10 protein-coding genes are annotated in these 14315 nt (G+C 29.4%); 4 read left to right on the top strand and 6 right to left on the bottom strand.

The features are described from left to right. Positions 1 to 100 precede the first annotated feature (100 nt). Positions 101 to 745, top strand: coding sequence for a hypothetical protein (locus tag B5X81_RS02115; RefSeq protein ID WP_079488997.1), 645 nt, complete (start codon positions 101 to 103; stop codon positions 743 to 745). A 69-nt stretch (positions 746 to 814) separates the two neighbouring features. Here B5X81_RS02115 and B5X81_RS02110 read toward each other — a convergent pair whose 3' ends face one another. The 5 genes from B5X81_RS02110 to B5X81_RS02090 form a co-directional block, all read right to left on the bottom strand. Beyond that, complete coding sequence (locus tag B5X81_RS02110; RefSeq protein ID WP_079488996.1) at positions 815 to 2095, bottom strand: dicarboxylate/amino acid:cation symporter; 1281 nt, start codon at positions 2093 to 2095, stop codon at positions 815 to 817. Between the two features lie 360 nt (positions 2096 to 2455). Then, the gene (locus B5X81_RS02105) at positions 2456 to 3349 is read right to left on the bottom strand and encodes a response regulator (RefSeq protein WP_079488994.1); all 894 of its coding nucleotides are present in this window, start codon (positions 3347 to 3349) and stop codon (positions 2456 to 2458) included. Continuing rightward, entirely contained in the window at positions 3346 to 4650 is a 1305-nt protein-coding gene (locus B5X81_RS02100; protein WP_079488993.1) for an ATP-binding protein, read from the bottom strand. Before B5X81_RS02100 ends, B5X81_RS02105 begins: the two co-directional genes overlap by 4 nt. A gap of 69 nt (positions 4651 to 4719) precedes the next feature. Further along, a complete protein-coding gene (locus tag B5X81_RS02095; protein ID WP_079488991.1) occupies positions 4720 to 7458 on the bottom strand; it encodes a sensor histidine kinase in 2739 nt (912 codons plus the stop codon). Positions 7459 to 7747: 289 nt separating this feature from the next. Next, entirely contained in the window at positions 7748 to 9418 is a 1671-nt protein-coding gene (locus tag B5X81_RS02090; RefSeq protein WP_079488990.1) for a formate--tetrahydrofolate ligase, read from the bottom strand. A 481-nt stretch (positions 9419 to 9899) separates the two neighbouring features. Between B5X81_RS02090 and B5X81_RS02085 the strand changes: the two genes are divergently transcribed. From B5X81_RS02085 to B5X81_RS02075, 3 genes are all read left to right on the top strand, one after another. Next, positions 9900 to 11714, top strand: coding sequence for a heme NO-binding domain-containing protein (locus tag B5X81_RS02085; protein WP_079488988.1), 1815 nt, complete (start codon positions 9900 to 9902; stop codon positions 11712 to 11714). A 101-nt stretch (positions 11715 to 11815) separates the two neighbouring features. Then, a complete protein-coding gene (locus B5X81_RS02080) occupies positions 11816 to 12562 on the top strand; it encodes a CAP domain-containing protein (RefSeq protein ID WP_079488987.1) in 747 nt (248 codons plus the stop codon). Positions 12563 to 12585: 23 nt separating this feature from the next. Next, a complete protein-coding gene (locus B5X81_RS02075) occupies positions 12586 to 12930 on the top strand; it encodes a hypothetical protein (RefSeq protein WP_079488985.1) in 345 nt (114 codons plus the stop codon). Between the two features lie 134 nt (positions 12931 to 13064). Here the strand turns inward: B5X81_RS02075 and B5X81_RS02070 are convergent, their stop codons facing one another. After that, positions 13065 to 14309 (bottom strand): efflux RND transporter periplasmic adaptor subunit, encoded by a 1245-nt coding sequence (locus B5X81_RS02070; RefSeq protein WP_079488984.1) that lies wholly within the window; start codon positions 14307 to 14309, stop codon positions 13065 to 13067. Positions 14310 to 14315: the final 6 nt, after the last annotated feature.

Below are 14315 nucleotides of genomic sequence, written 5' to 3'. Positions count from 1 at the left end.
AGCTATATATATACACATATATTATAATATACGTAATACCTAATTAGGAATTTAACAGTATAATTATAGATAATTATATTAAATTTAAGGTGGTGTGATTGTGAATAAAAAGAAAGTATTAATATTAATAGGTGTACTAACAATACTAATGACTAGTTTAAGTGTTTTTGCATATAGTAAACAAAATATTTATACAGGATTATATAATCACTATGAAAATTCAAAAGCAAAAAAAATGCAAAATGAGACAAAAGAATTGACTACAAAAAGAGTTGATAAGCTAGAAAAAGTTAAGAATAGGATAGAAGATTCATGGAAGAATATAGAAAAAAACATTTCCATAGACAAAAATGAATATATCACTGTAACTCTTTTTAACTCAAAAGACTTATATCGCAATCCAGAAGAATATTTAAACTTGTCAAAAGAACATTTTAGTTATATCTCCCATGTAATTCAATTAAATAAAAGGAAATTACCTAAAGGTTCAATAATACCTATAGTATACATTAAAAAGGATGGAACAAAAGTAATTGTAGCTTCTAAGAAGGCTGATGGAACAAATATATATTACAAATCTGACATTAAGAAAAATAATATTAAATCTGATAAGCCTTATGAAAGCAAAACTGAAAATATAACTGATCCTAAAAAACAATTTATTGAATATATGAATCATAAAGGTTGGAGTAATGTTACGACTGAAGAAGAATCTAAAGGCACACCAATTAAAAAAGTTGACTAAAAATATATAAGCAGATTAAATGAGAGCGAAGCATCTTTTAGCTGCTTCGTTTTATTGTTATATAGATTATTAAGTTTTAATTTTCTGATATTTGGCATTGTATAATTCTTGATTAAGCTTACCTTCCTGCTTAGATATAATCAATGTACAAACAACATCGCCAGTTATATTTATTACAGTTCTACACATATCCAGTATTCTGTCTATACCCATTATGATTACTATACCTTCTACAGGAATATTAATTTCAGTAAGTATCATTGAAAGCATAATTACTCCAACACCAGGAATATCAGCCCTACCTATTGATGCAATCGTTGCTGTTAAAATAATTATTAAAAAAATAACTGTTAAAAAATCATCTATACCAAGGGGTAAACCATAGGCCTGGGCAAGGAATACAGTTGCAACACCTTGCATAATAGCTGTGCCATCCATATTTATTTTGGCACCAAGGGGCAATGTAAATGAAGCTACAGATTTTGAAACACCAAACCTTTCTTCAGCAATTTCCATAGTAATGGGAAGAGTTGATAATGAACTTACAGTTGAAAAAGCCACCATCATAGCTGGTACAAAGTTTTTGAAAAACCTAAATGGATTTAATCTGGTAAATACAAACAATAATCCTTGATAGGTTATAATTACATGAATTATTAATGCCAATAATACACAGCCCATATATTTAAGTAATGGCAGCATTGCCCCATAGCCAAACTCAAAAAAAATTTTTCCAACCCATGCAAATACACCATAGGGAGCAAACTTCATTATGATCATCACTAGTTTAAGAATGACTTTATTAAGGGCTTCAAATCCCTCCTTTACTTTAATTGCTTTATCACCTAGAAAAGTAATAGCAATTCCTAAAAAGAATGATAATACTATAATTTGAATTATCTTACCCTTTGCTAGCCAGTTAATAGGGTTAATTTGAATTATATTTATAATAACCTCAATAAGCTTAGGAACTTCTTTGGCTTCATATACAGAATTACTTGAAAGTTCAAAGCCTGAACCAGGTTGCATATATGAAGATAATACAATTGATATAGCCACTGCTATAGCAGTGGTTATAAGATAGAATGCAATGGTTTTAACACCTATTCTACCAAGCTTTTTGGCATTGCTTACTGAAGTTACTCCAATAGTCAATGAAACAAATACTAGTGGAACAACCACCATCTTTATAGAATTAATAAAAACTGTACCAACTAAATAAAAGAAGAATCCAATAATATAGTTATCCACAAATGTATTACCCTTTAGTTGATAGACTATAAGTCCAGCGATAATACCTGAAATAAGTCCAATAAAAATCTTAGAAGTAATATTCATCTTCTTTTTCATATGTCTCCACCTTTTATAGATAAACAACATGTCATTTAAAATAAGTTTCAAAGAAAATAATGAATACTGTTAAATTTTTTATTTTAAATTTATTAAACCCTAAAGTTGGTTATCTTTATTAAATTTCTATAATTATATCTCACCTGCTACATTTTACTACGTATAACTACTAATAATTACATATAGAAATTTTTAAATGTTTTACCTTTTTACATATTCGAGGAAATTGCATAATACATGTAAAGAATTTTAATTATGCAAGTTTCTCATTCAATAAACATACTAATAATTTAAAAATAATAAGAAGACCTATTTTTATTATTCTTTAATGTAAATAGGTCTTTCTCTCTAATTTGCAAACTATGTATCTATATGATTGAATATTCCTTCAATAAATTTTTTAACACTAATTTTTCCCCTGTAGGAAGATTTTTTTCTAATATAGTCCATTTGTCTTTTAACTTCTGTAAAATCAAAAAGCGAAGTAGAATACTTTTCAAATTTTATATTTCCATAGTCTTCTATCCCTAGACTAGCTATATTTTCTAAAGATGACTGAATAACTCTTCTGACTCTTTGTTCAATAGCTTTGACAGATACCACAGGTTTATTTTCATCTTTATATTTTTGGTTTAATTTTCTATATAGATCACTTGCTCTGTATTTATGAAACTTTACTCCCAACTGTTTTCTTTCATCGGCAATAATCTTTATTATATTCATTAAATCATTGCTACCTGCTTCTCCTAAAATTCCAATATCCGAAAATACTTTACCTATTTCTTCTTTAATATCATTTTCAACATTATTTGTATTATCCTTAAAAATTCTATAATTGCTGTTTTTCATTGTTTTTCCAATTAAAGTTAGAGCCTTTTTAAGATTTAAAGTTTCGATGGCATTTTCAACTATTGATACTACTTCTATTACATTAATTGGTTTATTAATGAAAAACTCAATTCCACTTTTGTAAGCATCACTTATCATTTCTTTAGAAGTAACCTCTGAAATCATAATTAATTGTGTATTAATATTCTTATTCTTAATCTTTTTTACAATCTCTATACCATCAGCAGACGGTAATAAAAGATCCACTAAAGCTATATCTGGTATTAATTCTTCTATCTCATTTATCGCTTCCTTTCCATCTTTAGCTTGTCCTATAACATAACCTAATCTATAATTGTCAATGATATTTGAAAGTATCCTTCTTATTCCCGGATCATCATCAACAATATAAAATGATGGCTTCATTCTCTAGCCTCCTCTACAACTATATTATTAATTGGAATATAGATAATGAAACTAGTACCTTGCCTCATTTGTGAAATCACTTCAATCTTTCCTTTAAAATAATTGTCTACAATATGTTTTATATGGGTAAGTCCTAAACCCGTGGACATATGACCAGTGTTTTTATCAAATTTTGTAGAAAATCCTGGTTCAAAAATAACTTTAATATCTTCTTTTTTTATTCCTATCCCTGTATCTATAATTTTAAATACTATATAGTTGTTTTTTGTATATTGAGAAATTCTAATATATCCGTTATTCTCTATGGCATCTATACTATTACTTATAAGATTATTAATTATTGATATAAGGGGATAATAATCCTTTACAATATAATTATCAATATGGTCAGTAAAAATATCAATCTCTTTTCCTATATCTTCAATATATCTGACAGTATTATCGCTGAGCAATTTGAATATAGTCGATATTTTCATGACATTTTCCTTTTCCTTTTGGGGGAGCAGTCTCTCTATACCTGATACAACTCTTTTATTATCCTTTTTAATTTCATGAATATCCTTAGAAAGATTTAATATTCTATCTTTTAATCTATTAGTATAATCTATGTTTAAAACCTCATCTTTATATTTCAATTCACTATAAATAGAATAGCATCTTTCCATTGCCTGTTCTATGTCCTGCATAGTTTTTTTAAGGAAAAACACTTCAGATTTCATATTAGCAGTAAATAGAAGCAAACTCATATATCTTTTCTGATGTTCTTCCTTTAGAATAAGCATATTATATGCTTTAATGCTGGAAAGCAATAAAAAAGCAATAGTAGCTCTCAAAAATCCAGCTGTAAAAATACTGGTTAATATACTCTCTATAGAAGCTTTTGTAAATTCTTGTCTCACAGCAACTTCAGATACATTAGAAAGTATATCTGAAATTGCAACTAAAAATATAAAAAAAATTGGTTGCTCCTTATAATCCCTTATATGTAATTGATAAAGTGCCATACCAAAAACTATATAAAATACTGCTGAAGGAAGATGCTTTAAAGCTATATCTGATACACTGGCAATTTTATTTAATTGTATAAAATCAATAGAAAATCTAAAAATAAAAACTGATAATGCAGTACACATTGTTGTTAGCAAAATAGATATATCATTAAATTTCAATAATAAAAATATAAGAATAGCTATACCAATTGATAGTCTAAAATCAGAATTGAATGGATTTATATAAACCTGCCCCATTAATGTTGTAGCAATAGAAACTAAAATGATTTTCTTAAATATCTCCTTATTCATTTAAAGTAACACTTCCTAATTTTAATAATATATTAAGTTCGCTATTTTTCTTGTTATTCCTTTGAAAATTTATTTGTATATATCAGAAAATTCAATATTTATTCTTTCAACATGATTTTCCTTCATATCACCATCTATTGGATTTATGCCTTTATCAGTTATGACATGGGCTGGCAGTTCAATTATAAATTCACTACCCACGTTATACTGACTTTTGGCATAGATAATCCCTCCATGCATTTCAACTAAAACCTTTACAAGGGATAATCCTACACCACAACCTTCATGACTTCTCTTAAAGGATTTATCAACTTGTTTAAATTTTTCAAATACCTCCTTTAATTTTTCATTAGGAATACCTATTCCATTGTCTTTAACAGAAATAACTACTGAATCCACTTTGTCGTACATATTAACTCTTATTTTTCCATTGTCTTTACTAAACTTTGTTGCATTAGATAATAAATTTAACATTATTTTTTCTATCTTATCCGGATCACATGCTATTATCTTTTCTTCTACATCTGTATCAAATATAAGTTCTATTTTTTTGTCCTCTATATATTTTGCTACAGAAGAAGTTATATTTTCAACAATATTTACAATATCACAATTTTGAAAATTAATTTCATAAAAACCTGAGTCCATCTTAGTTATATCAATTAGATTATTAACAATCCTTATTAATCTATAGGTGTTTTGTTCAATCATATTTAAATACTTCTTTAAGCTTTTAGGGTTATTATCTAAAGATTTATCATCTATAAGAATTTTAAACATTTGAGCCACACCTAATATTATATTTAGTGGAGTTCTTAATTCATGGGAAACATTTGCAAAAAACTCAGTTCTCAATTTATCATACTCCAATGTTTCATTTAATAATTTCTCTTTATCTTTTATATTTTTACTTAATTCCTCAACTCTTTTCCTTTCCCTGATATCACTCATAACCGATAGTATCATTTCCTTTCCATCATAAAAAAGACACTTTGATATGCATTCAATATCAATGCACTCACCATCAACTGTTATAAGCTTTTCTTTATCTAGGGATGTAATTGTTATCCCTTTATTATACAATTGTTCTATTTTTTCCTTAAACATTTCATGATAGTTAGGGTGTAAAAACTCATAAATACTTCGTCCAATTAGCTCATCTGCATCTTTTGTTCCAACTATTTCAGCTCCTGCCTTGTTGACAAAATGAATAATATCTTCATAGTGCAAGCAAACCGTTACAGGCAAAAGCTCTAAAAGAGTTCTATAGCGTTCTTCACTCTCCCTAAGCTTATTTTCTATTTGTTTTCGAGTAGTTATATCCCTAGCTAAACCAACTATTCCTCTAGGATTACCATTATCTTCATAGATGGGAACTTTTATCAAGTCAAAAACCTTTGTTCTTCCATCACTATAAACTATTTTATCTTCTACTTGTATTAACCTACCCTTTTCCCAGACTTTCTGATCTTTATTTATTGAGCTTACATAGGATTGTCTATAAATATCATTTGTTTGAGCCAACTCAAAGGCGTACTTTCCTATACACCCTTTATAATTTAAACTAAATGCATTTAGAAAAGATTTATTACAATCTAAGAGTTTTCCTTCTCCATCCTTAATAAAAATCAAATCTGGTGTTGCATTAATAATTGTACGAAGTCTTTCTTCACTTTTCTTTAGTTTTTGTTTTACCTTCTTCAATTTAGATATATTTATAAGTTGAATAACAATGATTACTATTAAGAAAAATATAAATGTCGGAATAATTTTATAAAAAAACTGCTTTCTGGAAACATAAAAGCCATAATTGTCTTTATTGATGACTTCACTGTCTTTTGGTATATCAGACAATTCAATTCCAAATTTGTTCATTTCAATATAATCAAATAAAAATCTATTGGAATCATCCTTAATTATTGGAATATCTTTAACTTTTTCTCCATTTAAAATGCGTAATATTATTTCTGCCACATTTTCACCATGCTCATAGCCACTAGGCATCATTCCCCCAATTATACCCTTATCGATTAGTGCTTCTGATATACTGTATGATGGAATTCTATAGGTAGAAGAAATGTTTTTTATGTTAAAAATACACATGTCTTTAGCATTATTCTTGGATACTCCAAAACATAATAGAACAACATTACCATTAACAGCTTGTATTCTATCTTGGAATTCCTTTGAATTAACATTCTCACAAGAAATATATTCTATATCGTATCCACTGTCTAATGTTTTTCTAATTTTTTCCTTATTAATTGTTTCAAAGGATTGGTCATTTACTATCATTATTTTTCTTGTATCTGGATGTAGTTTTAATGCTGTATTTAAAGTGCTTTTTATATCCGGCTGATTTATAATTCCGGTAAAATAGGAATGGTCTAATTTTGTATAGTTGAAATCATCTGTAATATTACAAAATATTATAGGCATGTTTTTGAAAAGCTGATTTTGATATTTTCTAGTAAATTCTAGACTAATATTATCACATGGGATGACTATATCAAATTTATTATGTTGAAACCTTTCTTTATAGATTTTGTACATCTCATAGATATTATTATTCCTAGAATTAATAATATCTATATGAATATTAAAATCTTTATTATTTCCTAGTTTATCCCTTATTCCTTCCATAAGCTCATTGATATTTATGTAATTTTTACATTCTGCTCTTAAAATTAATATATTTTTTCTTTGACTAGCTCGTGAAAAAGATATATTTCCTAAAAAAATACATAAAATTAATACTAAACAGCAATATATAATTATATTGCTTACTCCTTTATTTTTCCTATACATATACTTTAGCCCTCCCAATGAATGGCAAAAAAATTTATATAAAATAAATCTTCAATATCTATGTTGAATCGACATACATATCTCTATTCTATACAACAAAATATTTTCCTTTGTCTAAGTTCGTCAGCTTTTGTCTAAGTTGAAAATTTTAGCTAATAGATATGTAACTATTTGTTATTAACCTTTGTTTTGTTAATTTTATTATGTATTTTTTAAAAGGCACTAAAAAACCAGACAAAAACTATAGTTTTTGTCTGGTTTTTTTGTTTCATTTCATAAATCATAAAACCTAAAATAAACCAACTATCTCTCCATCGGGCAATATATCCATATTATTTGCTGCAGGAACCTTAGGCAGTCCTGGCATAGTCATTATGTTTCCAGTAAGAGCCACTAAGAATCCTGCTCCTGCTGAAGCTCTAATTTCCTTAACAGTTATTTTGAACCCTCGTGGTCTAGCTAAAAGTTTTGGATTGTCCGATAAGGAATACTGTGTTTTTGCCATACAAATTGGCAGCTTATCTAATCCTATTCTTTCATACTTCTGTATTTCTTTTAATGCCTTTGAAGAAAATTCAACTCCATCAGCTCCATATATTTCTTTAGCTATAACTTCTATCTTTTCCTTTATTGGCAGATTAAGATCATAGATGGGTTTAAATTCTCCCCTATTGCTTTCAACCAATTCTACTACCTTCTCTGCAAGCTCTATTCCACCTTCTCCACCTTTTGCCCAAACATCTGATAATACAACATTTGCACCTGATTTTTTACATCTATCCTCTAATAATTTTAGCTCTTCATCGGTATCGGTTGGGAATTTATTCAATGCTACAACAACTGGAACTCCGAATTTTTGAACATTTTCTATATGCTTTTCAAGATTTCCAAATCCTTCTGACAATGCTTCAAGATTTTCTTTGCCAAGTTCAGCTTTAGGTACTCCTCCGTGATTTTTAAGGGCCCTTACTGTGGCAACTACAACTACTGCATCGGGGTTTAATCCTGCATATCTACATTTTATATTGAAAAACTTTTCTGCTCCTAAGTCAGCTCCAAAACCTGCTTCAGTCACTACGTAATCGGCTAATTTTAACCCTAGTTTAGTGGCTACTACTGAGTTGCATCCATGGGCTATATTGGCAAATGGTCCACCATGTATAATGGCAGGGGTATTTTCTAAGGTTTGTACTAGGTTTGGTTTGATTGCATCCTTTAAAAGGAGTGCCAGAGATCCCGTTGCTTCAAGCTCTCCTGCTGTAACTGGCTCATTATCATATGTATAGCCAACTATCATTTTTGAAAGTCTTTCCTTTAAGTCATCCATATCAGTGGCAAGACAAAGTATAGCCATTATTTCTGAAGCAACTGATATATCGAATCCATCTTCTCTAGGCATACCATTTCCTCTACCACCTAAACCTATAACTATGTCTCTTAAGGCTCTATCATTCATATCTAATGCTCTTTTCCAAGTTACCCTTCTAGGATCGATATCCAATTTATTTCCCTGATGGATATGATTATCTAATAGAGCTGCTAAAAGATTGTTTGCTGTAGTTATAGCATGAATATCTCCAGTAAAGTGTAGGTTAATATCCTCCATTGGTACTACCTGAGCATATCCTCCACCTGCTGCTCCTCCCTTAACTCCAAAACAAGGTCCAAGGGAAGGTTCTCTTAAGGTTGTCACTGTTTTTTTACCTATTTTATTTAATGCCATGCTTAGCCCAACATTTGTAGTTGTCTTTCCTTCACCTGCTGGTGTTGGATTAATAGCAGTTACAAGAACAAGCTTTCCATCTTCCTTATCCTTTAGCCTTTCATACACATCTAAGGAAATTTTAGCCTTATACTTACCATAAAGCTCCAGATCATCTTCCCTTAAATTCAATTTGCTGCCTATTTCAACTATTGGAAGCATTTTAGCCTCTTGGGCAATTTGAACATCTGTTTTCATTTCATTTCCCCCTCAAAAATTTTTTTCCATTCCTTTGGATTATAAAATCTTAAATCTATTTATTTATTAATTTAAATTATAATTTAAAGACGTCACTATATCGTCAATTATAGTGAATCAATCTTAAAACTTAATTTATACATCCTAAAAATATGGATGCTTCTGGGATTTTTTGACGTATAAATTTACTTTTGAATTTATTTCACTATATATAGGATTTACATAGTAAAACATATTGAAAGGTCAATTTATATGAATATTTAAAATTGTTTCATATACCTTCAATTATAGTTTCCAAAGTCTACAGTGTCAATCTTATATATATTTTTCACATAGTAGTAATCAAATTATACATAAGATAATTGTATAATTTGATTTTATAAAAAAGTCTTTTTTGATATTTGTATTACTAATGCGACAAATTTAATTTATTATATTATAATATGTATATAATCTTTTTCAAATAGAAAGGATGACTCAAATGAAAGGTACAGTAGTTTCTACATGGATAAAAACCCTCAGGCAGCTGTTTGACAATGAGATTGTAGATTCAGCATTAATTAACGTCGGGTGGGACACAGGTAGAATTATCACCCCCCTTGAAGACATTCCCGATGATGAGGTAAAAAAAATTATTGATAAAGTTGCTGTCTCTTTAGACGAAGATACAGGTAAGATTTGGCGCGAAATAGGAAAAAGAAATATCGAAACCTTTAGCAAATGGTTTCCTTCCTATTTTGAGAGATTTAGTTTAAAAGGATTCCTAATGATGATGGATGATGTTCATTCTCAGCTAACAAAAATGATAAGAGGAGCTAAACCTCCAAGATTAATTGCTTCTGAAACGGGTCATAAAGAAATAGAGCTCCTATATGAATCCAAGAGGGGTATGTATGACTATTTTTTAGGCCTATTAGAAGGTAGTGCTAACTTTTTCAATGAAAAAATAGACATAAATATATTAGATAAAGGTCTCTATGATGATGGAAGAAGCTTTATGAAAGTAAGTATAAAGCTAGAAAAGGATACATCGGAGTATAAAAGCTTTAAATTGTCTAATATTATTTCTATGGGATTTATTAAAAATCTATCTTTAAAAATTGCTTTTCCAACTACAATAGTATTTTTTTTAGTTTCTATACTATATGATAGGGGAGAAAACTTAACCCAAAACCTCATTTTTACAGTTATAGTTTTCTTTTCTTCTTTAATATTTTCAAATATTGTAATATCTCCTCTTCAATCTATAAAGGATGAACTTGCAAAGCTTCAGGATTTGAATTTTGTTGGGGATATGAAAATCAAAACAGGAGATAAATTTGAAAACCATATAAAGGATATTAATAGTATAAAAGATACTATAAAAAAGGACTTCATATATTTAAAAGGCGGTATGGATGATGTACATAATTTTACTAAAACCTTTTCAGGCATTGCCGGTAGCATGAAGGAAGTTTCTGAAGGGATATCCAATGCTGTACAAGAAGTGGCAAACGGAGCTGTTCATCAAGCTGAAGAAACAGAAAAATCCGTATATGTTTTGAATGAAAATATAGAAAATTTAAATAATTTAGCAGGCGAAGAAAGTGTCAGAAAACAGCAGCTTGAGAAAGCTGTAAAGGATATTGAAAAATCCTATGAAGAATTAAACGATGTTTCTGGCAAACTTTTAACTGTTAAAAATAACTTTTCAACTGTAAATACTCAAGGAGAAGAGCTATCAAAAAAAGTACAGGATATTATTAGTATTGTTATTACTGTTGAACAGATTTCTGAACAAACCAATCTCTTAGCATTAAATGCTGCTATAGAAGCTGCTCGTGCCGGAGAAATGGGTAGAGGCTTCACAGTTGTTGCTGAGGAAATTAGAAAATTAGCTGAAGATTCCAAAACGGCTGTAAAAACTATTAATAATAATTTAAATGAATTTACTATGGAAGTAAGGGATATGGTAAATCAGGTTTCTAATCAATTTTATCAATTAGACGAAAGTAGTACAACCCTACAAGTTGTTGCAAATGATAATAAAAATGCAACCATGCAAATAACCGATGTCTCAAATGGAATTGTTGAGCTTGTTGATAATCTTACATATGAAACTAAGAAAATTTCAGAAGTATTTGAAAATATTCATTCTCTAGCTGCTATAGCCCAGGAAAATTCTGCTTCTTCCGAAGAGATGAGTGCTAGCGTAACTGAATACTCTTATAAAATTACTGAGCTTTTGGATTATGTTGACCAGCTAGAAAATCTTACTAATAATTTAAAAACTGAGCTAAAAAAATATAAAATATAAAGTACTTATAGCCCTAAATTTGACCTTTCATTAGGTAAAATTAAGGGCTTTTTGTATTTTTTTGATTTTAAGGGGAGATACTATATTTTGAGGTGATTACTATGAAAAAACTCAAATTATTAATACTCATTTTTAGCTTGACATTATCATTAGCTTTTGTCGGTTGCTTAAGATATCCCCAAGAAAAGCCCTTAGATCCAATGGCTTCTTCAATATTTCAAAAAGGAAATGTTGAAAAGGTAAAGGTTAATGTGGAAAGTGCTTATATTAGAAACGGTAACTCTGAAAACTTTCCCGTTGTGGCAACTGTAAAAAAAGATGATGTATTAGATGTGGCTGGATTAGTGGGTAAATGGTATATAATCATCCTTGATAATGGAAAAATCGGTGCTATAAAACCAGAAGAAGTAACTCCCATAGTAGAAAAACCAAACCTACAAGGCCAAAAATCAAATATTAAGAAATTAACCCCAAATGAACAGGAAATGGTAAGACTTGTTAATGCCGAAAGATCAAAACGAGGGCTAACTCCTCTAAAAGCTGATTTAGAGCTTTGTGACGTTTCTAGAAATAAATCCCAGGATATGATAGATAATGATTATTTTAGTCACTATTCTCCTACCTATGGCAGTCCCTTTGAAATGTTAAAAAACTTTGGAATTAAGTATATTTATGCCGGTGAAAATATTGCTGGAGACCCTACTGTTAAATCAGCCCATGAGTCTTTAATGAAGTCTGAAGGACATAAGAAAAATATACTTAATCCAAACTTTACTCATATTGGCGTAGGTATAAAGGAAGGATCTAAGTATGGAAAAATATTTACCCAAATATTTATTGGAAGATAAAATTATACGGAAGGTGATATTTTATGACAACAGGTATAACCGAACATAAAAAACATTTGCACAATCTTTTAAAAACCGTAGAAGGAACTGGCTGGATTCTATGTGATGCTATAAAATATATGTCAGAAAATAATATAACACCTGACATAAACTTAAATAATGATACAACTTCACATCTGGCTCAAAATATATCAGAAATATTTGAAGTAGTATCTGAATGTGAAGAACCTGAGGTTATAGATCATATAGCTGATAAAATGCTAGAGTATTCAGGGGTTAATTCCCAAAAACTTATATCCTATTTACAAAAATATATGGGAGATAATCCTCTTTATAAAAAGATTGTTGAAAATTCTAAGATGCATTAACAAAAGCAACTTTATAGATGTACGCCCTTAAAAGTTTAATTTGCGGTCGTAGCCACTGAGAATCCTTTTGGCTGAGGAAAGAAACTTCAGTGGCCACTTCCTTTCTTAAGTTTTACTATGGGAAATCTATATAGTTATTTCTTTTCTTCTTTTATTGTAACTCCTTCTTCTATATCCTCATCGGGAGAAATAATAATCTTATTCCCTTCTTTTAGTCCCGATTTGATTTCAATATATTCTTCACCTTTAAGTCCTATTTCTACTTTTCTTAATACAGCTTTATTGTCTTCTACAGCAAATACAAAATTATTATTTTCAATTTCAAACACACTGTTATCGGGTACAACTAATGTATCTGTCTTTGACCATAGCTTAAATTTAGTATCAATATCATATCCTATTTTTAGATTTTCATTTTGAGGTATATTTACATCTATTTTCACCCTCTTTTGCTCGATTCCTAAATCCGAAACCTTACTAAAGGCTTTGGGATATATTTTTTCAACCTTACCCTTTAATTCATCAATACCAAGATCATCATTATATATAATTACCTCTCCACCTACCTTGATATCTCTAACTTCACTGGCTAAAACATCTACCCCTACATAAAGCTCCTCAATATTTCCCATCTCTAATATGTTTACACCAGGCTGCACATAAAAGCCTTCCTTTACAAACAATTCAGTTATAGTTCCATTTGAAGTCGCTTTTATCGTAAGATCTTCTTTGTTTTTTTCAAGAATCTCTTTTTTATATATTAGCCCAGCTATTTCCGCTTCATATTGATTTTTTATATTGCCCGACACCCCTTTTTCAAGGAGTTTTAATTCATTTTCTGCTATTTTTAAGGAATTTTCCTGAAGTGCAAAATTATTTTGAGCCCCTTTATAATCATCTAAGGAAATAGCTCCATCCTCATAAAGCTTTTTGCTATTTTCCAAATTTCTCCTAGCTTCTTCTAAATTAATCTTCATGGTTTCAACCTTTGCCTGGGCCCCAGCTATTTTTGACTTATCAACAGGCTTTACAGCTTCCTTATAAGTAGCTCTTAATCCCTGAATTTGAGCATTTAGTGCTTTTATTTCGAGATCAGTCTTAGATGAATCTATTTGTGCCAATATTTCTCCTATTCTTACAAAATCCCCTTCATCTACATTTATATTTTTAACTTCTCCAATTCCATTTGAATAAATAATTTTTTCTCCTCTGGATTTCACTGTTCCAGTTTCCTCTACATATTCAGATATTTCTCCCCGGCCCACTTCATATATTTCAGCCACTACTGCGCTGTCATTTTTCACTTTATAATATAATCCAAAAACAACAATTAGTACTATTAAAGATATTGAAGTTATTTTAATTATTTTTTTATTCATTTTCAC

The sequence above is a fragment of the Maledivibacter halophilus genome (assembly GCF_900167445.1).
Lineage (GTDB): Bacteria > Bacillota > Clostridia > Peptostreptococcales > Caminicellaceae > Maledivibacter > Maledivibacter halophilus.
Note: the sequence above shows the minus strand (reverse complement) of the source record. Positions and strands in the feature narration are given on the sequence as shown.

Coding starts and splice junctions, on each gene's coding strand:
- B5X81_RS02075 (WP_079488985.1), top strand. CDS start 12,586: ATGACAACAGGTATAACCGAACATAAAAAACATTTGCACAATCTTTTA.
- B5X81_RS02085 (WP_079488988.1), top strand. CDS start 9,900: ATGAAAGGTACAGTAGTTTCTACATGGATAAAAACCCTCAGGCAGCTG.
- B5X81_RS02105 (WP_079488994.1), bottom strand. CDS start 3,349: ATGAAGCCATCATTTTATATTGTTGATGATGATCCGGGAATAAGAAGG.
- B5X81_RS02070 (WP_079488984.1), bottom strand. CDS start 14,309: ATGAATAAAAAAATAATTAAAATAACTTCAATATCTTTAATAGTACTA.
- B5X81_RS02080 (WP_079488987.1), top strand. CDS start 11,816: ATGAAAAAACTCAAATTATTAATACTCATTTTTAGCTTGACATTATCA.
- B5X81_RS02100 (WP_079488993.1), bottom strand. CDS start 4,650: ATGAATAAGGAGATATTTAAGAAAATCATTTTAGTTTCTATTGCTACA.
- B5X81_RS02110 (WP_079488996.1), bottom strand. CDS start 2,095: ATGAAAAAGAAGATGAATATTACTTCTAAGATTTTTATTGGACTTATT.
- B5X81_RS02095 (WP_079488991.1), bottom strand. CDS start 7,458: ATGTATAGGAAAAATAAAGGAGTAAGCAATATAATTATATATTGCTGT.
- B5X81_RS02090 (WP_079488990.1), bottom strand. CDS start 9,418: ATGAAAACAGATGTTCAAATTGCCCAAGAGGCTAAAATGCTTCCAATA.